This is a genomic window from Candidatus Cloacimonadota bacterium (genome assembly GCA_020532355.1).
Taxonomy (GTDB): domain Bacteria; phylum Cloacimonadota; class Cloacimonadia; order Cloacimonadales; family Cloacimonadaceae; genus UBA5456.
Genome location: JAJBBD010000233.1, coordinates 1 through 21,859 on the forward strand (window position 1 = coordinate 1; position 21,859 = coordinate 21,859).

Sequence of the window (21,859 nt, forward strand, 5' to 3'; positions counted from 1 at the left end):
AAAAGCAGGCGTGTAATTATGCACGGCCTTGAAGTCCAAACCGCCCATAAGATATTAAATAAGTGATAGTTAGTTTATGCGCTTTGAACTCCAATGCCTCAATTGGGGTTATTTCCACGTTCCCCTCCATCCCAAGTGCCATACCCAATTCACTTCTACTAAATCAGGCTATGCTTACATCTGGTTCCCCTCGAGATCATCGGGTGAGACGGGAAGATCTAAAGATGAACATACGCTAATGGTGAGATTAAGTCTTGGAGCTGTCGCATGCATAAAAGGCGGATTCTTGGTTCTTACAGACAGATTTGATGCCGCAGAATTTATTGACAGCTTGGCTGCTTGCAAGTATTTTGCACCAGAGGTGACGATGAGTAAGTTTGTTTATTTATTAATGCTTGTATTGCTTGCTACTAAATTTGGTGCGCTCTGCATCGAACAAGCCCATTTTGGCTTCAATCCCGGTGCAGAGAGGAATTATAAACAAGGTAATTGGATTCAAAGCACTACGGATCTCAGCGAGGGTAGCGGTAAAAGCTGGGATTTTTCTCTGCCGGAGCCGGGTTATGTGTATAATAGCTATCACGAATATGATGGGCACTCAGATTTTCCTACTGCGAACCTTTGCTGCCAATACACGCAGTATGTGATTGGAATCCATGATGAAGGCACTTCTTATCTTCAGAATGATGGTACGGACATCATCACTTTGGGCTATACCGGCAGTCCCAATATGGTTTGGAATCCCGGCATTCCGCATGGCTTGCCGCATACGCTGGGTAAAACTTGGCAAGGCACGCATACATGGGCTTATGGCGCCTACACGGTTAGCGGCAGGGTGCTCTCTGAAGGAAATATTACCATTCCTTTGGGAACCTTTCCCGCCCTATGCGTAAGTTATCACTATGTATCCACATATATAGATTATTATTTGTACCAATGGGAAACCACAGAATATGGCATCGCAGCCTATGTTAGCACTTTAAATGGCGGTATGCTCTATGTACTGGAAGAAGCTGAAGCTAATGGCTCTGCTTTGGAAGATAACCTGGTGGAGGGGGTGCCAGGGCTGAAAATATATCCCAATCCTGTATCAGATAAGATTTGGATAAAAGCACCTGCTCAAGGAAATTGGGAGATCAGTCTGTACGATATTCGCGGTAGAAAAGTTCACACTCTGGGTAACTATATGGCAAAAGGTCCTGCTGAAGCGATGCAAATTGAGCTGGGAAAACACAAGCTTTCCTCCGGACTTTACATTCTGCAGGCATCATTTGAAGGAAAAAAGCAGTGCCACAGAATTGTATTAAAAAACTAAAGCCATCGCATACAAAACTTGCTTCATCTTTAGATTGAGATATAGTGGGGAGTCCGATTGGAATAACGATGATAAAGCTCTTGTAAAAATTAAAGCACTCATTCCGCTTATATGAACACATTTTGTTATGTTACAAGTCGATTCCTCATTCAAATTGAGTCCTGTTCAAGATTTATCTTGACGGGAAACAAGTACTGAATAATATTCACCGTTAAATCTCAAAAATCCGAATATTATGATCTTTAAAGGAGATTAATTATGAAGCAAATTCGCAATTTAGCGCTTCTAATGTGTATGGTATTAATAGCCGGACAGCTTTTTGCCGGCGGCTTTGCCCTCACCGGAGTAGGCTCCAGAGCTACTTCCATGGGCGGTGCTTTCCGTGGTTTGAGTGATGACTCCAGTGCGATGTATTGGAACCCTGCCGGCTTAGGCTTTATGGATGAAAATTCCGTCTCTTTGGGCGGTACTTTCATTATGCCATCCGCCAAATGGGATCCCAGCGGCACTACCGTGACAAACATTCCCGGATTTACCGCTAAGGAATATGAAGCCAACAAGAAAGTGGTGGCATTTCCCAATGCCTTCCTCACTATGGCAAAAAACCCGCGTCTGAAATATGGCTTAGGCGTTTATGTGCCATACGGTTTGGGCACTACTTGGGATGCCTACAAAATGCCCGGTGCGCCTTACGTGTATGATGACGCTGCCAGCTTTCCCGAAGAAGAAATGATGAGCAGCATTGCCGTGATTGATATGCATCCTTCAATTGCCTACCAAGTATTACCCAATCTCTCGGTGGGGATGGGTATGAGCGTAATGTATGGTACTATCGATATTACTCAATTGAAGTTCCCCAGCAGTACCGCAGCTCCGATGAGCATTGACCTTTCAGGAACCGGGATCGGCGTTGGCGCAAATATGGGCGTGTTGTTCAAACCTACGCGCTGCGTCGCCATCGGTCTTTCCGGTAAACTACCGAGTTCCATCGATATGGAAGGCGATATCAGCATGCACCTTTGGGCACCGGCAAATCCTGATGGCACTCCGGCCGCGAAGTTAGGGGGAAAATCTGATATCGACGCCACGCTGGACCTCCCAGGAGATATCGGCATTGGCATCGCCTATACCAAATTTGAGAATCTGACCCTTACCATGGACTATGCTTACACCATGTGGGAAAGCCTTGATGAAGTGAAAGTAAAAATCAAAGATCCCATCATTATCGCAGATTCCAATAATCCCTATGCGGAAGTTCCGCTGGCCTTCAAATGGGAAAACACTCATCGCGTAAGCCTTGGCGCCGAGTACCAGATGGGTATGAATAAATATCGCTTGGGCTTCTTCTACGATCAGACACCTATTCCCAAAGCAACTCAATTGCCCACTCTCTCCGACGTGAGCGACAAATTTAGCAGCAACATCGGTTGGGGTATTGATCTGGGTAATATCGGCATCGAAGCCAATGCTCAATGGGTGATGTTCACAGAACGTGAAATCAAAGATTCTGAACAAACGGCAACCAATATGCCCGGTAAATACAATTCCAATTCCATCTCAGGAAATATCGGTCTTACATACAGATTCTAAATTTCTGTGTGTTGCTAAGGAAAGGCTGCCCCATTGTGAGGCAGCCTATTTTTGTGTAGTTTCAAACCAAATAAGATACTACTTCAGATAAAAATACGCCGTAAGGGTAACGCTGATGCTCTTTTTGCGGGTACTGGTGTTATATATGCCATAATCCGAAACATCTGTGGAATAGGGCTCGGTAATCTGAAATACTCCGGCCCGGGCTTCACGCATCTTACCCAAACTGGTATTTGCAGATCCGGATATTTCTTTGGCGCGCGCCAACGCATCTTCTGTTGCAGCCGCAAGCAGCTCTTGCTTGAGCTCGGGAAGTTTGCTATACAGATATTCCAAACGGCTGTTAGATAGCACCATGCCCCGTTCGGCAACAAAATCCGGATTAAGCGCTAAATCCTCTATTTTGTCCAATTTATCTGAAAGAACAAAGATCTCCTGATTGAGGTTGTAACCAATCATCGCACCATAGTTGTCGTAGCGGGGATAGCTGGAAACTGGTTGCACGCTAATTTCTTCTTCATCCAAACCTTGTTCTATAAAATACTCTCTAAAAGCTTTTACGTCTCTGTTCATAGCCTTATATCCGCTATTCAGCTCGCCGTTACCTACGCTTTTTTGCAGAGAGATATTCCACTTAACCAAGTCCGAATTGAATAGTTTGCTGGAGTACCCTACTACCCGCAGACTGGTTTCGGCTTTTCTGCTTTGCCAAAAGAAGATGCTAAAGATGCTGATGCCCACTATAAAGGCAATACTCAATAAAGCATAAGTGTTTTTAGATTCCTTCATCCATACCAGTATGCCGGCAATCAGAAGACCTGCGATTATTACGATAAATAGTGACATTTATTACCTCCCATGAATAATGCTGATGTTATAGAAGCCCCCATCTGCGGCGAAAAAATAGCTCCAAACAGAAACTGAGAATGAATAAAGCAGGAATATACCACATTTTATAGAGGTTGATCTCGCGTCTAAGAATCTCTTGCTTTAGCACAGGAGCTAAAGCTTGATGCTTGTCTATCTCATTAATGGGAATGATCTTTCCCCTACTTTGATTGGCAAGGAATCCTAACAATGGTAGGTTAAATCCAAAATCCCGCGCTTCAACCGACATTTCGGAAATGGCAAAACTGCCTTTGCTGCTCTTATCACTTGCTGCTTCACTGATCTCAAAACGATAGTCGCCCGCATGCGAAAGCTCGGTGGAAAAAGTGTATTCTTCATTGGAACGAATCATAAAATCCTGAATTAACAACTTGCCATCGGCATCAAAAATGCTAATCTTGGGGTTTTTATCCAAATCGTGACTGCGGATCTCGTCTTCTGCCCTGAGGCGGATCACTACATTTTCACCTTGCATATAGCTGTTTTTATAGATAGCGCTATAGCTGCCTAATGCCTTGTTGCTTAACCAAGTAAGGATATTAACCACCATCTTTTGATAAGCTGCATCGCTGCTTTGCAATTGCCATCGCCACAAATTTAGGAAGCAAAAAGAAAGTGCCCGGGAATTGGCGCTGTGCCTAACCGCAATGCCGGGTGTTTTTTGGGGATTGTTCATCACAGCTAAAAGCTCGCTCCCAGCCGCAACTGAAGTATAATAGTAATCCAGAGGAGGAAGCTTGCTAACTTCACGTTTCAACGGCGAGAGCATAGGATACATCTCTGCAGCATCACTGAGCTGAACAAAACCCTGATAAGGGCTTATGATATTTGAGCGCATTAGCGGTAGGTATTCGGATAGCTCAAGTATCGGCAAACCTTGATATAGTAAGCCTGCACCACGTTTCAACCTATCTTCAATATAGCGGCGGGACTGAGCATCCAAGCGCAGATTGCCATTGTTTATAATCACAATCACTACAGGTTGCTCATCTGCCGGAAGAGTAACTTGCTCTTCACCTCGATAAACAACTCCGTTACGCAATTGATACGAAATACTTTGCCAGCGAGGATTTGAGGCTACGGCATCCAAAATAAACTTGTTGTCCCAACCAGGTGCATCACTAAAAACTACAATGTGTTCCTTTTCGGATAAAACCTCGATGGCACCGGGATAGACATTATTGCCCAAACGCTGTTCCTTATCAAGTGGCTCTACCTCAACACGGTAGTTAAAGAAGCCGGTTTGAGGAAACCTGTAATCGAACTCGGCAATCTCTTCAACCCCCGATTCAAGATTCAAATTCTTGCTGCTAATGCGGTTCTGTGCCAGATACAGATTTACTTTTGCGGGTCCACTATAGTCTGTGGCAAGTACCTTGGCTCTTAATATTGTGCTCTCATTGCGATAGGCATAGCGATTTGTATGCAGTCCGGTGATTGAAAGATCCCCATAAACATAACTGGTGGTATCGGCAAGAGCCAGTATCGGAATTCCTAAGCGAGATACAAGACTGTAATCTCCATCCCTAAACCATCCATCTGAAGCTAAAAGGATGGCTTGAATTTGGCTGATATCTTCTTTCTTGCTTATCTCTTGAAGGCTTTTGCCCAAAAGACTATTCTCTGCTCCGCCCTCAATGCCATCGGCGAAATCATATTGAGCAATCTTGTATCCTTCATCTTTATACCGGGCTATTAATAGTGACATTGGCTCATACAGGCTCTTTGCTTTGCTAATTCCTTCGGTTTGAGTTTCCATAGAATGGCTAATGTCTTGCATAACAAGAAGTATCGGCTGCTTTGTGCGCTCCCTACTAAAATACAGAATGGGGCTAAGTAATATCACAAGTAGGATAAATAAACTAATAAAGCGTAAGCCAAAAAGCAGAATCAGGCGCCTCCGCACCTGCGTAGGACGGCTTTTATAATACAGCACCGCTGTGATTACTAAAGATATTATCGCTGCAAATACAAAAAGCATTAGAACCAAATTCTTAGGGCTGTGCCAAAAGAAATACCTTTAGATTTGTATCCGGGAAAAAGGCTATCATAGCTTTGAATTGCAAGGTTGATTTCGCTTGATTTACTTTTCAGTCCAAGCCCGTAAGACACTTTCAATGGATTGCTGCTGTTCGGTAAAGAAATACCCAATGAAAGCGGTAAGAACGGGGTAGGCATGAAACCTGCCCCAAAAGAAAGGCGCCCGACCTTGCTGCTGTTAACGGTATTGCTAAATCCTTGTACCCAATCCGCAGACAAAGTGGCATACTTGTGCTTAACCAAGGCGGCAAGACGCATCTCAGTGCCCAAATTAGTGGTAAAAGCTCCAGATTTATAGCGTTCATTGCCCTGAGTAAAAATATCCGTATCGGCATTACTAATATAAACACTATCGGCAGAAGCGTAATAATGAATTATGTCCTTGCTCAATCCCCATTTGATGAATCCCGCAATATTATCTACGGTAATACCGGTCTCAAGCCAAGGCGTGATTTCGCTATATAAGCCCAACATTCCCTTAAACCCGGCTCCCAACACACCGGTGCGCAATTCTATATCCGAATCTAGGCTAGCTCCTTCATCTTCGGTACTCCTGAATAGAACATCGAACTTGTGGGTTTCTACACAAGCGATACCGGTAAGGAGGCTGGCGGCAAATCCAGCTTTTATCTGAGGTATGTTTTCTGGTATATAGGGTACTATTATATCGCCAATTCCGTAAGTAACATCAATATACGAAAGCGCAGAGGCATTATTGGTATCTTTGTTAAACCTGTATTCCTCTTCGGTATTGCCATAGAGGGCAAGGCGAAGAAAATCTTCAGAAAGCATTCCCTTGCCGTGAAAGTGACCAGACGCCGAAATAGCCGTGTTACCCATCGTTACGCCAATCAAACTGATATTGGCGGTCGAGTTGAAATCTATGCTACCATCCATATCTTTAAGGATGCGCTCTTTGCCTTCTGCATTTAGAGTATCTGCGCTAACAAAGAAATTGTATGTATCCAAATCTAGGGCATTATTGCTTATCTGAACGCCGCTATTCCCCAGAGGTAGCCAAATATCGCTATCATTGTTGGCACTGAGTTTTGCCGGGTTCCAGTAGTTTGCTTCAACTCCATTGGCACGAAGCATATAGCTATCGGCAAAGAAGAATGATTTGGCAGAAGGTGTGGCAAAAGCAGATACTGCCATTATACTAATTACTGCAAAGCTAATTATCTTCTTCATCTTACAACTCCGATCCATTAATTCTCAGTTTGCCACGCAGCGTACTTTTGATTGCCATAAAGTCTGCACTACTGGCTGTGATTTCCACTAAACCTTGAGATGCCTCAAAGATAAATTCCCATTTAAGATAGATCTGTTCTCCACTAAAGAAATCCAACTCTTGTTTGCTTAAAACAAGAGGTTCCAAGTCGTTTTGCCAATCTGGAGCACTTTGAGCTGAAGCCACCTCAATTTCTTTATAGAAAGCATAGCTCAGACTGTCTTCCGGATCGATCTCCTCATCTACACTAAAATATGCCTTTACCTTACCTCCCACCGGAATCTTATTCCATACCTTAAACTCCAAACTGGCAGATTGAAGGTCTTCGGAGATGTATTCTTTATTATCTTCGCTTATATTGATCTTAATCGCATCCTCCACCATCACGGGGGATTCGTGAAGAGTAAAGCGGAACGGTGCATCTAAAACATAGTTTGCCACAAGCGTATCATTTTCTCGCAGAGTTCCCGCTCCGGATGCTGAATCCACTAAAAACATAGCATCTACAATCTGAATACTTTCGGGCATAATTTGCATTAGCCTGCTGAGTCCTTCATCAAAAATCAAGCTCGTTACCACCGCTCCTTCAGAATTAGCCGCACTGATGCGATAATTGTTTCCATTAGGGTCCACAATCTGCTTTCTTTCTACCACGTCACCTCTTCTAGCTTCAAAAAAGCCTATAAACTCGCAATCAAAGCCTATATTATTGGTAACATCTATTTCCAGATGCGCATCGCTTAGCGTGATAGCCTCATCCACATTGCTTGGATAATCGATATCGATACTTGAAGAATAGTTATTCATGGAAATTTCAAAGTCGTGAAGAATGCCTTGAAATACTTCAAACAACAAAGCTCCGCTTAACTCTATATCAAACAGCGCAAGAGGAGTACCATCTGGTAAAGACGAGCTTGCAAATATCGATACTTCCAGATCGGTTAGAATGTCGGGACTATCCAACTCCCCAATCACGCAACCAGTTAGGTCTATATCTTGCCATTCCTCATTGTCATCATAAGTTACTTGCAAGGGGTTTCCATCTATTGTGCTAATATCAGTAAATGTAATGCGCAATTCTTCAGTCTGCGGTACTACATTGCTAAAACGTATTCTCATTATTCCGGATGAAAACTTCCCATAACTTAGTTCTGCTGACCCTCCGCTATCTATAAAACCAATCTCTTCCGTAATATCCATACCGGAGATAAGCGGTACCTGTTCATCCAAATTGGGATGCATTTCCACTGTGCCAACTTCAGGAGTATCTACTTCTCCAGAACCTATGAGATGCAACACTTGATTTTCTCCAATCACGATATTCACGCTATCGACGAGATCGGATATGAAATACTCCTCGTTTATAAGTGGAATCGCCAAATCTACATCCCATGTGGGCAAGGATGGCTTCTCCACTGTGCAGGCTACAATAATAAGTAAGATGCCAAGTGCCAATACAATAAAAGCTTTCATAGGACTTCCTTCACTCCGGCGTGCAAGCCGAGTATTTTAATGTTGTGTTGCCGTAATTAATCCGTTTCAAAGGCTTAGTTCAAGAGCCCTATGGGCACGTAGTAATTGCAATTCGCAAGTAGTTAGATGTTGTTTACGAGACGGATTGTGCTCTATCTCACGGCGTAGAAGCGCTTGTTTAACCAATTCTCCAAACGCTGGATGGTATGGTCCGGCTACCACCTCGCTTATATTCAAGTTAGACGGCAAACCATATTTGATGATTCGAATGTTATTGGCTTTACATAGTTTTGTAAAATCTGCACAAATATCTATGGCTGATTTTAGACTTAGCGGTTGATATCTATCTTCCAAATACATCTTTTCGAGCTTTGTGCCTCTAATTACAATTGTGGGATACAACCTCAGTAGATCCGGCCTCAATTCACTTAAAACCTGTAAATTGTACCGGTGGCTTTTGATATTGCTACCCGGAAGACCGGGCATCAATTGCACTCCCATTTCAAATCCGGCTTTACGCACAGCATTCGCTGCCTGAATTGCTTGAACTGAAGTATAATTTCTTCCGGTTGCATTCAATACCTCATCACAAAAGTCTTGAATCCCCAGCTCGATAGTAGCTACCCGATGACTTCGCAAGCGATTAAGTGTAATCTCATCAATATACGCTGGATGCGTACTAATCCTCAAGCCATCCCCATCTTCCAGAACTTCTTGCATGGCAGAGAGATACTCTATTTGCTCATTTACTGGGAGAGCAGTAAAAGTTCCCCCATAAAAAGCTACTTGTTTTGGCTTTGGGGAGTTTCGTTCAATAAAAGCCGCTACCTCTACTCTTGCTTCCTGCAGGTTAAAAGCCCCGGCTCCGGTTATTTTATGTTGATTGCAATAAACGCATGCACTCCGGCAACCCCGCATTGGTATAAATAGCGGATAGATTAGGCTCTTATCCTGTTTTTCCATTTATTCTTCTTTACTAATCTTCATTGGGCGAGCAATATAGCTGGTATGTAATAGCTTACGCGCCTTGGCGCTGTTTGGCTCACCAAGAAAATCTTTATATAGGTTTTGGATGGAGGGATTGTTGTGCGATTCCCTACGTTCGGCATGTTCATCTTCTTTATACAATCCTTTGGCTCGCGCGGCACGCACTCTGTTTGTGCTACGGTAGGGCTGTCCGCCTCCACCTACACAACCGCCGGTACACGCCATTACTTCCACAAAGTGATAAGGTGGTTCTTTCCCTGCTTCTTTGGCAGTGCGAATCTCATTCATGAGTTTGCTCACATTACCCAATCCGGATGCTACTCCGATGCGGATTTCTTTGCCTAAAATCTCAATCTTGCCTTTTTTGATTCCCTTAGACCCACGCACAAAATCTATTTTCGGACTTGGCAATTCCGAACCTGTTGCCAGGTAGTATGCCGTGCGTAATGCAGCCTCCATCACTCCACCGGTGGCGCCAAAGATGGTTCCCGCTCCGCTATATTCGCCCAAGGGATTATCGACAGCGCCATCTTCAAGTTTTGCCAAATCTATTCCTCTGGTTTTAAGCATGCGTGCCAGCTCGCGGGTAGTGATGGTAAGATCCACGTCCTTGTGTCCACTGGCATACATATCTTCCATGCGTTCAATTTCATACTTCTTTGCTGTACATGGCATTACAGATACCAGAAAGATCTTATTCGGATCAATTCCCTTCTTTTGTGCCCAATAGGTCTTCACCATAGTCCCCACCATCTGATGCGGGCTTTTGGAAGAAGAAAATTGAGGAATGAGATCACTATGGAACTTCTCTAAAAAATCTACCCATGATGGACAGCAAGTTGTGATGAGGGGAAACTTTTCCGGATGATTCTTAAAGATGTGCACAAATTCCGTTGCCTCTTCCATGATGGTAAGATCTGCTCCGAAATTTGTATCGAAGATATACTGAAAACCTAGTTCACGTAAGGCTGTGTACATCTTGCCCTTAACATTCGTACCGGGTTTGTAACCAAATTCTTCCCCCAAAGCCACTCTAACCGCCGGTGCCTCTTGGGCCACCAATACCAAATCCGGATTGTCCAATGCTGCCCACAAGGCATCCGAATCGTCACATTCATAGATAGCCGCAACCGGGCAATAAGCGCTGCACTGACCACACTTTACACATTCACTCTCCTCCAGAGAACGATCAAAAGTGGGACCTACATAGGTTTCAAATCCACGATCGCTGCTTTGCAAAGCATGAACGTCTTGAATCTCATTGCATACATAAGTACAGCGTCCGCATTGGATGCAATAAGATGGATCCAAAGTTATCGCTAGCGAGGATTCGTCGCGTCCCTTATATTTCCGTTTTACTTTTTTTAGGTGCATGTGGCGAATCGCTAGTTCCTGAGCCAAATCCTGCAATTCGCACCGTCCATTTTTGATGCACTCGGGACAGTTATTGGGATGGTTGGAAAGAATTATTTCTAAAGCTTCCCGCCTCAAATCCAAAAGCTTTTTGCCGGTGGTTTTAATCTGCATTCCTTCTTCGCAAGGAGTGGAGCAAGCTCTTACCGTGCGACCGTTAACTTCCACCATGCACACTCCGCAGTTGCCAAAAGCTGGCAAATCTTCATGATAGCAAAGATGTGGCACAGGATATCCGGCTTTTGTGCACGCATGCAAAACCTTCGTATTTTTCAACACCGAAGTGGCTTGACCATTTATATATACAGTTATCATGTTATCCCCTTGAGAACATTTTAGTAGTTAAGGTCACATTGCTGAAGATATTAATTTATGTCAAGCGTGGCTTAGATAAGTTTTGGACCTTACGATCACAATATTGAGGATAATTGTGCACAATGTAACATAGTTATACTTGTTTCTAAATACTTAAAGAAACCGTTGCACATTCATATATGGTAGATATTTTGGCACATGATCTCGGTTTGGTGAGCTTTTGATCGTAGCTATGTCCATCCACCACCCTTGTAGTATGGATCTTTGCCTCATGCCCGGATTATTCTGCGATCTTTTAACCCAATTGAGGCATTGGAGTTAAAAGCGCATAAACTAAACTATCACTTATCTAATATCTTATGGGCGGTTTGGACTTCAAGGCCGTGCATAATTACACGCCGGCTTTTGAAGTCCATGAGGCTTATTAAGTTCAATATCAGCAGGAGCTTGGCAGCCCATTTCCGGGTGCCCCCTACAGTAAACACTTGAATGAATATCAGATCGCTTACACTTTTATAAAATAGGCTTTAGGATATTTCCCGTAAGACTCAGCTACAAGCGTCCTAACTAAATAGTGGAGAAAAGAGCTGCTCAAACGGTTAATATTACCGAAATGACTGATATAAACACATTGCATGCACCTACTCGAACCGAAAGAGAGCCTTTTTTATGCTCCTAGATTATCAAGCTCTAAATACCAAATTTTTGCTATTTATACACCAAGTTCTCTGCCATTGAATTAAGCTGACACTAGCGATAATTCATCTTGCCCTCATCCTGCACTTACTGCATAATCTTGGCTTGAACTATACGTAAAAGATAGTATAAGCAATGGGATATACATGGCACTTGAGGCTGAAGCATAAACCGCTCATAAAGATTTGAGTGTTTCTATGGATATAATTGCGGAAATTGTTTGACAGAATAGCATAGATAATTAGTATGTATTATTAAAGGACAGTTCAAATAGCAGAATAAGGAGAATAAATAATGGCGGTAAACACAAAAACAGAATACGCCTTGCGAGCATTAATTGAAATCTATGAGCATGGGCATATTTCCGCTCAAAAGATTTGTGAAGCCCAAAAGCTCCCCAAAAAATACATAGAACATCTTTTAGCAATGCTGAAAGGTGCGGGATTGGTAAATAGCAATCCGGGCAGTTTGGGGGGTTATTCTTTGGCAAGCAAACCTCAGGATATTCTCTTTTCCGATATTCTAAAAGCAGTTGAGGATGATAGTTTTAATACTGCTTGTACCGAATACAATAAAAAAAACTGTTTGGGTGAAACTTGCCCTCTCAAACTGTTTTTTGAGCAATTAGAAAATAAATTACAGCAGGTTTTCAGCTCTTACACACTGCAAGATATACTGAAAATCTGGCAAAGGAACGATACATGAAACCCGGATCCATCTATTTGGATAATTGCGTAAGCAGCCCTGTGGCACCTGAAGTAATCGATGCCATGATGCCCTATTTTACAGAGAAATTTTGGTTCCCCGGAAACTTTATCAGTACGGGAGAAAGTACCAACGACGCCTTGTCTGGATTTTCTACAATCATCGCCAAATCGATGGGGGCAAATCCAGAAGAAATCCACTTTACTTCAGGCGGGACTTTGGCAAACAACATTGCCATCAAAGGCTTGGCAAGTTCGCTAAAGCGCGGACACGTAATCTGTAGCGTAGTAGATTATCCCGATCTACTCACCAATGCTGCCTGGCTGGAAAAACAAGGGTTTAGCGTTAGTTACTTAACTACAGATGCAGAAGCTCGCATCGATCTGGATCAGTTGAAGGCAGAGATAAGATCAGACACCGTATTGTTTATGACTACTGCGGTGAATCATGTGGTGGGAACAATACAGCCGCTAAAGCAAATTCATGAGATTCTCTCACAAGCACCAAATAAGATTTATTTCCACGTTGACGCCGGTCAAGCCTATGGTAAAATGCCACTTAACGTAAACGACTATGGCATAGATACAATGAGCGTATCTGCCCACAAGATCCACGGTCCGCAAGGTATTGGTGCACTCTATGTGCGAAAGGGAACCAGATTGGGGCAGGTAATACACGGCGTCAAGAGAGTGGACGGCTTGCAGACAGGGGGGCTCTCCATAGCACTCATTGCCGGATTTGCCAAGGCAGTGGACTTGACTTTCACGGATTTGGAAGGTACCATCAAACACCTGCGTGAACTCTCGGACTATCTGTATGCCCAATTGCAGGCTAAGATTGAATATATTGAGCTCAATGGCGCAAAAGGTGAGGGTCGCGCATCTCACAATATCAATATCTCCATCGATTACATCGAAGGAGAAGCCATTACAATGATGCTGGATATGTATGGTATTACGGTTGCCACCGGTTCTGCATGCGCATCTCAAGGCTTAAAAGCAAATTATGTGTTGATGGCAATAGGCAAAAATCATGTGCAGTCTCATGGTTCGATGAAATTTACTGTAAACCGCTATAATACAAAAGAACAGATCGATTTTGCGGTGGATAAATTGGCGGAGATCACCGCTGAATTGCGTCAGCGTAGTCCACTATATAACGCTTTGAAAAATCAGGAGAAATAAATGCAATACTCACAAAAAGTTCTGGATCACTTCATGCACCCGCATAACGTTGGTAAAATGGAAGATGCCGATGTTTCGGCAACAGAAGGCAGTCCTTCCTGTGGGGATCAGGTTACCGTGTATCTGAAAGTAAATAGCGAAAGCAAAGTGATAGAAGATATCAGCTTCCTCTCTTATGGCTGCGCATCAAACATTGCCACTGCATCAATTATTACAGACCTTGCTAAAGGCAAAACCTTGGATGAGGCAAAACAAATATCCTGGCGCGATGCCATGGAAGCTTTGGACGGGTTACCCCCTGTAAAAGTACACTGTTCGGTGTTGGCTGCAGATACTTTGCAAACAGCAATCTCAAACTATGAAATTGCGCATGGCTTGAAGAAAGTGCCCAATTTTAGCAAAGAAACCATTCTGGAAGAACTCAGAAAGATAATCTACCCTAAGGTTGGTGAAGATATCATTAGCCTCAAGATGGTAAAATATGTTGGTTTTAACGATGGAGAAGTACTTATAGATATGAATATGCTGAGCTTCGATAGCTGGCGAGATAACGTAGCAGAAGAGATTCATGAACACTTGGAAAAGTATCCCGAAGTGAAAAATATCCAGATTAACTTTCCCTAATGCTCGTGAGTTAAATATAGGGTATGACGTAAATCTTAGAATAGAGTCGTACCCTTTTTTTGTATAATTTGGCTATGCGCATTAAACAATTATCTTGCCAATTTGTACGCCATCTGAGATTCTGACATCAAATAATAAAATTAGGGAGGTAACCGTGATATTGTATTATAAGGTTTCTGGGCAGCGTTTTGTTCCGGTTCTTAATTGGGATGAATCCTTCTGGGTGCATCTTGAAAATCCTGATTCTGAAGAAATGAACGCCGTGTTATCCAGATACGACCTCCCCGAAGATTTTATTACCGACCTCCAAGATGTAGATGAAAACTCGCGCATGGAATATGATGAGGGAGCAATGCTCATTATTTTGCGCGTTCCGCTCTACTATCGGCACCGCTCTGCCAGCGTAAGTTTTGCTACAGCACCATTGGGCATAATTGTGGTGCAAGATAAAGTGATAACCGTCTCATTTTATGAAAATGAGATCCTTACTCAATATCTGGATGGCAAACACCGACCCTTCCGGATTACACAACAAAGCTTTATATTGGCTATCAACCTGCGCACGGCTATATACTATCTGAAGTTCTTGAAAGAAATTAACCGGCGTACCAATAATATCGAAAGTGAATTGCACCAATCCATGAAAAACAAAGAACTTATCCGCCTGTTGAGAATGGAGAAATCGCTGGTTTTCTTTAATACATCACTAAAAAGCAACGAGATTATTCTGGAGCGAATGCAACGCTCACGCTGGCTACAAGATGATCCCGAAGCAGAAGACCTTATTGAAGATGTGATTATCGAAAACAAACAAGCTATCGAAATGGCAAACATCCATAGCAGCATTCTCAGCGGTATGATGGATGCCTTCGCTTCAATTATCTCAAATAACCTGAATGTGGTAATGAAATTCCTCACTTCCATCACCATCATATTGGCTTTGCCAACCCTTATTGCCAGCATCTACGGAATGAATGTGGAACTGCCCATGCAACGAAATCCCTATGCCTTTTTGATAGTAATGGGACTTTCAGTGTTGCTCTCGGTGCTTTTAGTATTTATCTTCATTCGTAAAAAGTACTTTTAGGAGACATCATGTACCTACTTAATGTAACCGATAGTTTTTCCGCAGCACACCGCCTATGCGGATATAAAGGAGCTTGCTCTAATCTACATGGACACAATTGGAAAGTGCGTGTGGGTATTGCCTGTGAAGATTTGGATGATATAGGTATGGCATTGGATTATGGCATCATCAAAGGGATTCTAAAAGATATATTGGATATGTTCGATCATGAGTATCTTAACGATCTGCCCTTTCTGAACGGCTCTAATCCAACCTCCGAAACATTAGCAAGACTCATATATAAAGAGATAGAAAAAGGGTTGAAGGATTATTCGGCTCATATTAAAGAAGTGGAAATCTACGAATCCGAACGCAGTAGCGTGATCTATAGCAATGCTTAGAATAATAGACTCATATTACGTAAAAAGTGCGGTAGAACCAAGTGACTACCCTGCATCTGCATATCCCGAATTTGCTTTTGCCGGAAGAAGTAATGTGGGTAAATCGTCTTTAATTAATCTACTTACCAATCATCACGGCTTGGCAAAAACTTCAGGAACTCCCGGTAAAACCAGGTTGCTCAATTTCTTCCTTACCCGCTACAAAATAGATGATAACGTTGAAACAGGCTTTATGCAGCTTACCGATCTACCGGGATATGGCTTTGCGGAAGTAAGCCAAAAAGAACAGGAAAAATGGCGCCGCATGGTGAGTAAATACTTCGAACAGCGTCAGCAACTGCGCAGCATGTTCGTGCTTGTGGATATTCGCCATCCCGCCGATAAGAAAGACATCATGATGCTGGAACTATTGCGCTTACGAAACATCAATCACTGCGTTATAGCCACTAAAGCAGATAAAATCCCCAAAACTAAGCATAAGAAAGTGCTTGCCGAACTCAAGAAAGGATTGGGGCTTAAAGATGAGCCGATTTATCCGGTTTCTACCTTAAAGAATACTGGCATCACTCAGATAACGGATTTCTTGCAGAGTAGATTGTAACGCAAAGCTATGCAGAATCTCTATGATCTCATTGTGATCGGAGCAGGACATGCCGGTGTGGAGGCTGCTCTTGCCTCTGCCCGACGTGGATTGAATACTGCTCTATTTACCATTAAGTTGGAAGCTATCTGCCGTATGAGCTGTAATCCCTCAATTGGAGGTCCAGCCAAAGGACATCTTGCCCGTGAAATAGATGCTTTGGGCGGAGAAATGGCACGTGTGGCAGATCTCAGCGGAATACATTTCCGCATGTTGAACCGCAGTAAAGGTCCAGCCGTTTGGGCACCACGAGCCCAGAACGACAGAAACCGTTATAGCCAGATCATGCGTGAAGCAGTGGAAACAACTCCTAATTTACATCTGATTGAAGCAAATATCGCACAGATTCTTGTGGAACAAAACCAGGTAATTGGATGTGTGAGCGAAATAGGGCATTCTTATTATGCCGCCAAAATAGTTATCGCCAGTGGTACTTTTTTAGCGGGACGCATCCACATTGGCAAAAACAGTTATAAGGGTGGTCGCAGCGGCGAGCCCTCCTCAGATGAACTATCACGCAATTTAGCAGAGATGGGGCTTAAAGTATTGCGCTTTAAAACCGGTACCCCTCCACGAGTGGATTTGAACAGTCTTGATTATAGTAAATTGGAGACTCAATCTGGAGATGCAGATCCCAGTGGCTTCTCATTCTATCGAAACATCCAACTCCGTAATGTTGTAAACTGTTATCTCACACACACTACTTTAGAGACACACCAAATAATCCGGGAGCACTTGCATGAATCTGCTCTTTATGGAGGTGTAATTAAGGGTATTGGACCTCGCTATTGCCCCTCAATAGAAGATAAGATTGTAAAGTTCCCATCGCGTGAGAACCATCATGTATTTATCGAACCGGAAGGCGAACACACAAGCGAAGGCTATGTAAATGGCATATCCACCAGTTTACCAACTGAGGTTCAAGAACGGATGGTACACAGCATCCCCGGCTTGGAGAAAGCACGCATCATGCGTTATGCTTATGCCATCGAGTATGACTATGTGGATCCTTCCGAAATATACCCCTCATTGGAGTGCAAACGCATTAGAGGTTTGTATTTAGCGGGTCAAATAAACGGCACTTCAGGCTATGAGGAAGCGGCTGCACAGGGCATGATGGCGGGAGTAAATGCCAGTTTGGCTTTGGAAGGAAAAGATTCGCTAATCCTTTCTCGCAGCGAGGCATATATTGGCGTCTTGATAGATGACCTGGTGAGTTGCGGAACTAATGAGCCCTATCGTATGTTTACCTCGCGTGCCGAATACCGCTTGCTTTTGCGTCAGGATAATGCCGATGAACGGCTGATGCCATTGGGCTACAAACTGGGATTGGTTTCTGATTCTAGATGGCAGGCGTTTCAAAGCATGAAGAGGATAAAAGAGCGTGAACTTGACATTTTGAGAAGCACCAACAGCCTTATACACCCGAATTTGAAAGAACCAGCCAAGTTTGCCATGCTTCTAAAAAGACCGGAAATACATTTGGAAGATCTGCAAAATTATGGCTATAACATACCTGCGGATTTCACTCCCGATATTCGCAGACGCGTAGAGCTAGAAATAAAATACTCCGGTTACCTGAACCGGATGCACGAAGAACTTGCCCGCCACAGAAAGGCGGAACAACATCTTATTCCCAAAGACATCGATTACTTCAAGATAAACAGCCTGGCATGGGAAGCTCGCGAAAAACTCGCCCGCATCAAGCCGCTCAGCATCGCACAGGCTATGCGCATCCCAGGTGTGAATTACACCGACACATCAGCCCTGTTGATTTGGCTGAAAAAGCACTACAACAAGGCGGAGGAGCATACCAATTAAATCCTCTGCCGGGGAGTTTACACATGAATAGATACGCTGTAATACCTGCCCGTTATGCCTCAACTCGTTTCCCTGGAAAACCTCTGGCACTGCTTGCAGGAAAACCAATCATCCAACATGTATGGGAGCGAGTACACAAATCCGGCATATTTAATGATGTTATCATTGCCACCGACGACCTCAAAATATCTGCAGTTGCCCAAGAATTTGGCGCAATTGTGATGCTTACCGATAGTGATTTACCCAGCGGAACCGATCGCATTGCCGCCGTGGCAGAATTCTTTGAAGAGGATAGTGTGATCCTAAATGTTCAAGGTGATGAGCCGCTCATTAGCACACAAGCCCTAAAAGCACTTGTAGAAGCTTTTAACGATAGTGAAGTGATGATGGCAAGTTTGATGACGCCGTTCGATAAAGAAGAAGATCTTAAGAACCCAAATTTGGTTAAAGTAGTAACAGACTACAACGGCAATGCTCTATACTTTTCCCGAAGCCCCATCCCCTACAACCGGGATGGCGAGCATGATTGCGTTTATTTTCGCCATATTGGCGTATATGCGTTTCGATACCCCGCTTTAATGCGTTTTGTAAGTCTTCCTCAAGGCAAATTGGAGCAAATAGAGAAATTGGAACAACTGCGCGCCTTAGAAAACGGCATTCCCATTCGGATGATAAATACTTCTTATCAGGGTATTGGTATAGACAGTCCAGAAGATCTCGAATCCATTGCTAAAATCTTTACTCAAGGAACAAGTGTATGAAGAACTTCCGAATTTTGCTGTTTCTAATAAGTATAATCATTAGCGCCTGCGCTCAAAACCTGCGCATATTGCACACCAACGATAGTCACGCTGCATACGAACCTGCCCGCAACAACATTGGCGGTTATCGTGCTTTAGAGTATCACTTAGATGAAGCCCGCAAAGAAGCGGAATACTCACTTTGGTTGGATGCCGGGGATATGCAAACCGGCTCTATCTTTTCATCGCTAAACTATGATGGTTTACAAGGCGGGGCTATACTGGAAGTATTTAGTATGCTCAATTTAGATGCGGCTGCCTTAGGCAATCACGAGTTCGATATCAGCGAATCTCATGCCCGATCCTTAGTAGAAAATGCCGATTTCCCCTTTCTTTGTGTCAATATCCTTGATCCCGACGGAAGCAGCTTTGGCACCGCCAAATACCAGATATTCAACAAAGGCAAGCTGAAGATCGGCGTAATTGGTCTAACCATCGAAAGTCTGCCTGAGCGTGTGAAAGCCGAAAACGTGCAAAATCTGAACATCATCCCCTACACTCAGGCAATCGACAGTGTTCTGGAAGAAGTTGATGAAGCCAGCGATTTGATAGTACTGCTTACTCATAATGGTTGGGAAGCCGATAGTCTTTTGGCAACTCAATTGGATGATCGCATCGATATGATTATTGGCGGACACTCTCATTTGGCACTATCTCAAGCTGCCATCGTTAACGGCATCTACATCCTTTCGGCTGGTAGTCATCTGCAATATCTGGGCTTGGCAGATCTTAAGGTGAAACGAGACCGGATTAGTGAATTTACCAACCGACTTATTCCACTTAGCCAAGCTCCACAAGATTATCAGAGCAATTTGAGCGGTTTTATGGAAACTACTATTGGAGATCTGGAGCGCGAGCTTGCCACGGTAGCTGGAACACTACCTTTTGCCTTTCAAGTGGATAAATTTAACATCACTAAAGGCTCATTATGGGTAGCAAATGCACTTAAAAATCAATATCCCCAAGCAGATTTAGCCATGATCAACAACGGTGGTCTGCGCAAAAACCTGCCAGCCGCACCTGTTACCCTGCGCGATCTTCATGAATACATCCCCTTTGGCAATTCAGTGGTTATGTTTAGCTGTACTGGACAAGATTTGCTGAATGCTCAAGTTTTGAACCGCCAGATCATGGCAAATAAGCCCTTCGATATTATGTCACTGAGCGAGAGTTCTTGGCTAAACGATGATGCTAAAGCATTGAAAATAGGGAACCAAGATTTGGTTTTAGACAGGGTATACCGCGTGGTTAGCCACGATTATATTCTTAGTCAGTGGGATAAATACTTAGGCTTTGAACCCTTTGATATTTACGAAACCGGAGATTTATTCTTGGATGCCATCATTCAACAAGTTAAACTCCAATTCGGTAAGCCCTCGAACAAACCTTAGTTTTATTGCAATTGGGGACCTTGCCACATCTTTAAGGGTAGCGATTTTTCTATAGATTGGCTCTCTTTCAGTTCGATTTGATCGAAGCGAAACTTCAACAGACTAAACGCCATAACCAAACGGTGGTCACTGCATGTATCCAATTGTTGTGCCGGCAGTTGCCTATTGCCCAAGGGATATATCGTAAGCTCATCTGGCGCAAGTTTGTATTGAATATTCAGAAGCTTGAAAGCCTGCACAATACCCAAAACCCTATTGCTTTCTTTATGTGCCAATCTGCCTATTCCATAAAGAGTTGTAGGAGTTGAACAAAACAAAGCCAAAATGCTTAGAATCGGCATCAAATCCGGAGTGTTGCTCAAATTTAACGAAGCTCCATACAATTTTGCCGGTTTAACAGTACAGATCTCATTTTCCCAAGTAATTTGTAGCCCCATCTCGGCAAGAATGGGAAAGATGGCATAATCTGCTTGACTAAGCTGGGGATTTATTTTCAACTCAAGCTTTAATCCCTCTGTCATCAAAGCACCCCATACCACATAGAACGCAGCAGTTGAAAGATCTGCATCCACCCAAAACTCTTCCGGCAATCGGAAATCTCCCGCATTTACATTTAGGGCTTTATCTGTTGCAATTATCTCTGCTCCAAACTGCTTGAGCATCTGAGCACTAAGCTGAATATATGGTTTAGACACCTGATGGAATGATATCTCCAAGCTCAATTCCCGCTGCATGAACGGCGCTGCCAATAGTAATGAGCTATGATACTGACTGCTGATCGAGCCACATAATATATGTTTCCCTCCGGTCAATAAGGCAGGCTGTATTCGAATTTCTCCCGCATTTTGTTGAAAGGCTGCTCCCATTTCCTCCAAAACCGAGATAAGCGGGGCAAAACCGCGTTTTAACAAAAGCTCGGAAACCCTTATCTGCGAAGGAAATGCCTGCAAATTTGCCAGAAGCGAGAGCCACAATCGAAAGCCTGTGGCAGAATTGTGAAACTCGTAGATATGCCGGCTTTGTTGATGAGCGCTTTCAATAAAACAAAACGCTTTCCCGTTTTCTATCTCGGTTATTTGATAGCCATAAACTTTTAGAGCTTGCTCCAGCTCCAATACATCCATACACGGATTGTAGTTCAACAATCGGATATCTGCTTTGGCATGAGCTGCAAGCACCAACATTCTCTGCAAAATGGATTTTGATCCCGGAATGTTCTTTATCAACTTTGTTTTCGGCTCATTTGTATTTATTCCTTTACTAATATCAGATTCTCCCT

The 21,859-nt window shown here is 43.4% G+C and carries 18 protein-coding genes; 11 read left to right on the top strand and 7 right to left on the bottom strand.

Annotated features, from left to right (window positions below):
• The first annotated feature begins 367 nt into the window (after positions 1-367).
• Positions 368-1,315 (top strand): T9SS type A sorting domain-containing protein, encoded by a 948-nt coding sequence (locus LHW48_07915; protein MCB5260377.1) that lies wholly within the window; start codon positions 368-370, stop codon positions 1,313-1,315.
• A gap of 258 nt (positions 1,316-1,573) precedes the next feature.
• Positions 1,574-2,905: an outer membrane protein transport protein gene (locus LHW48_07920; GenBank protein ID MCB5260378.1), complete on the top strand. Its 1,332-nt coding sequence runs from the start codon at positions 1,574-1,576 to the stop codon at positions 2,903-2,905.
• A gap of 78 nt (positions 2,906-2,983) precedes the next feature.
• Here the strand turns inward: LHW48_07920 and LHW48_07925 are convergent, their stop codons facing one another.
• The 6 genes from LHW48_07925 to LHW48_07950 all read right to left on the bottom strand — a co-directional run bounded on the left by LHW48_07925 (position 2,984) and on the right by LHW48_07950 (position 11,252).
• Positions 2,984-3,751: an SIMPL domain-containing protein gene (locus LHW48_07925; GenBank protein ID MCB5260379.1), complete on the bottom strand. Its 768-nt coding sequence runs from the start codon at positions 3,749-3,751 to the stop codon at positions 2,984-2,986.
• Positions 3,752-3,779: 28 nt separating this feature from the next.
• Positions 3,780-5,774, bottom strand: a complete 1,995-nt coding sequence (locus LHW48_07930; protein ID MCB5260380.1) for a hypothetical protein — start codon at positions 5,772-5,774, stop codon at positions 3,780-3,782.
• Complete coding sequence (locus LHW48_07935; protein MCB5260381.1) at positions 5,774-7,024, bottom strand: hypothetical protein; 1,251 nt, start codon at positions 7,022-7,024, stop codon at positions 5,774-5,776. Before LHW48_07935 ends, LHW48_07930 begins: the two co-directional genes overlap by 1 nt.
• Before the next feature lies 1 nt (position 7,025).
• A complete protein-coding gene (locus tag LHW48_07940; GenBank protein MCB5260382.1) occupies positions 7,026-8,537 on the bottom strand; it encodes a hypothetical protein in 1,512 nt (503 codons plus the stop codon).
• Between the two features lie 66 nt (positions 8,538-8,603).
• A complete protein-coding gene (locus LHW48_07945; GenBank protein MCB5260383.1) occupies positions 8,604-9,500 on the bottom strand; it encodes a radical SAM protein in 897 nt (298 codons plus the stop codon).
• Complete coding sequence (locus LHW48_07950) at positions 9,501-11,252, bottom strand: [FeFe] hydrogenase, group A (protein ID MCB5260384.1); 1,752 nt, start codon at positions 11,250-11,252, stop codon at positions 9,501-9,503.
• Positions 11,253-12,242: 990 nt separating this feature from the next.
• Here LHW48_07950 and LHW48_07955 point away from each other — a divergent pair.
• The 9 genes from LHW48_07955 (at position 12,243) to LHW48_07995 (ending at position 20,580) form a co-directional block, all read left to right on the top strand.
• Positions 12,243-12,653 (top strand): Rrf2 family transcriptional regulator, encoded by a 411-nt coding sequence (locus LHW48_07955; protein MCB5260385.1) that lies wholly within the window; start codon positions 12,243-12,245, stop codon positions 12,651-12,653.
• Entirely contained in the window at positions 12,650-13,837 is a 1,188-nt protein-coding gene (locus tag LHW48_07960) for a cysteine desulfurase (protein MCB5260386.1), read from the top strand. The genes LHW48_07955 and LHW48_07960 overlap by 4 nt, the downstream gene beginning before the upstream one ends.
• Positions 13,838-14,461 (top strand): iron-sulfur cluster assembly scaffold protein, encoded by a 624-nt coding sequence (locus LHW48_07965; GenBank protein ID MCB5260387.1) that lies wholly within the window; start codon positions 13,838-13,840, stop codon positions 14,459-14,461.
• 154 nt (positions 14,462-14,615) lie between these two features.
• Positions 14,616-15,548, top strand: a complete 933-nt coding sequence (locus tag LHW48_07970; protein ID MCB5260388.1) for a magnesium transporter CorA family protein — start codon at positions 14,616-14,618, stop codon at positions 15,546-15,548.
• A gap of 8 nt (positions 15,549-15,556) precedes the next feature.
• A complete protein-coding gene (queD, locus tag LHW48_07975; GenBank protein ID MCB5260389.1) occupies positions 15,557-15,928 on the top strand; it encodes a 6-carboxytetrahydropterin synthase QueD in 372 nt (123 codons plus the stop codon).
• Positions 15,921-16,529, top strand: a complete 609-nt coding sequence (yihA, locus tag LHW48_07980; GenBank protein MCB5260390.1) for a ribosome biogenesis GTP-binding protein YihA/YsxC — start codon at positions 15,921-15,923, stop codon at positions 16,527-16,529. Before queD ends, yihA begins: the two co-directional genes overlap by 8 nt.
• A 9-nt stretch (positions 16,530-16,538) precedes the next feature.
• The gene (mnmG, locus tag LHW48_07985) at positions 16,539-18,389 is read left to right on the top strand and encodes a tRNA uridine-5-carboxymethylaminomethyl(34) synthesis enzyme MnmG (protein MCB5260391.1); all 1,851 of its coding nucleotides are present in this window, start codon (positions 16,539-16,541) and stop codon (positions 18,387-18,389) included.
• Positions 18,390-18,412: 23 nt separating this feature from the next.
• A complete protein-coding gene (gene kdsB / locus LHW48_07990) occupies positions 18,413-19,150 on the top strand; it encodes a 3-deoxy-manno-octulosonate cytidylyltransferase (GenBank protein ID MCB5260392.1) in 738 nt (245 codons plus the stop codon).
• Positions 19,147-20,580, top strand: coding sequence for a bifunctional metallophosphatase/5'-nucleotidase (locus tag LHW48_07995; protein MCB5260393.1), 1,434 nt, complete (start codon positions 19,147-19,149; stop codon positions 20,578-20,580). Before kdsB ends, LHW48_07995 begins: the two co-directional genes overlap by 4 nt.
• 2 nt (positions 20,581-20,582) lie before the next feature.
• Here the strand turns inward: LHW48_07995 and LHW48_08000 are convergent, their stop codons facing one another.
• Positions 20,583-21,806 (bottom strand): hypothetical protein, encoded by a 1,224-nt coding sequence (locus LHW48_08000; protein MCB5260394.1) that lies wholly within the window; start codon positions 21,804-21,806, stop codon positions 20,583-20,585.
• Positions 21,807-21,859: the final 53 nt, after the last annotated feature.

Excerpts from the sequence above, each read along its gene's own strand:
- yihA (MCB5260390.1), top strand. The coding sequence starts at position 15,921 with ATGCTTAGAATAATAGACTCATATTACGTAAAAAGTGCGGTAGAACCA.
- LHW48_07995 (MCB5260393.1), top strand. The coding sequence starts at position 19,147 with ATGAAGAACTTCCGAATTTTGCTGTTTCTAATAAGTATAATCATTAGC.
- mnmG (MCB5260391.1), top strand. The coding sequence starts at position 16,539 with ATGCAGAATCTCTATGATCTCATTGTGATCGGAGCAGGACATGCCGGT.
- LHW48_07955 (MCB5260385.1), top strand. The coding sequence starts at position 12,243 with ATGGCGGTAAACACAAAAACAGAATACGCCTTGCGAGCATTAATTGAA.
- LHW48_07930 (MCB5260380.1), bottom strand. The coding sequence starts at position 5,774 with ATGCTTTTTGTATTTGCAGCGATAATATCTTTAGTAATCACAGCGGTG.
- kdsB (MCB5260392.1), top strand. The coding sequence starts at position 18,413 with ATGAATAGATACGCTGTAATACCTGCCCGTTATGCCTCAACTCGTTTC.
- queD (MCB5260389.1), top strand. The coding sequence starts at position 15,557 with ATGTACCTACTTAATGTAACCGATAGTTTTTCCGCAGCACACCGCCTA.
- LHW48_07940 (MCB5260382.1), bottom strand. The coding sequence starts at position 8,537 with ATGAAAGCTTTTATTGTATTGGCACTTGGCATCTTACTTATTATTGTA.
- LHW48_07915 (MCB5260377.1), top strand. The coding sequence starts at position 368 with ATGAGTAAGTTTGTTTATTTATTAATGCTTGTATTGCTTGCTACTAAA.
- LHW48_07965 (MCB5260387.1), top strand. The coding sequence starts at position 13,838 with ATGCAATACTCACAAAAAGTTCTGGATCACTTCATGCACCCGCATAAC.
- LHW48_07935 (MCB5260381.1), bottom strand. The coding sequence starts at position 7,024 with ATGAAGAAGATAATTAGCTTTGCAGTAATTAGTATAATGGCAGTATCT.
- LHW48_07960 (MCB5260386.1), top strand. The coding sequence starts at position 12,650 with ATGAAACCCGGATCCATCTATTTGGATAATTGCGTAAGCAGCCCTGTG.
- LHW48_07945 (MCB5260383.1), bottom strand. The coding sequence starts at position 9,500 with ATGGAAAAACAGGATAAGAGCCTAATCTATCCGCTATTTATACCAATG.
- LHW48_07925 (MCB5260379.1), bottom strand. The coding sequence starts at position 3,751 with ATGTCACTATTTATCGTAATAATCGCAGGTCTTCTGATTGCCGGCATA.
- LHW48_07920 (MCB5260378.1), top strand. The coding sequence starts at position 1,574 with ATGAAGCAAATTCGCAATTTAGCGCTTCTAATGTGTATGGTATTAATA.
- LHW48_07950 (MCB5260384.1), bottom strand. The coding sequence starts at position 11,252 with ATGATAACTGTATATATAAATGGTCAAGCCACTTCGGTGTTGAAAAAT.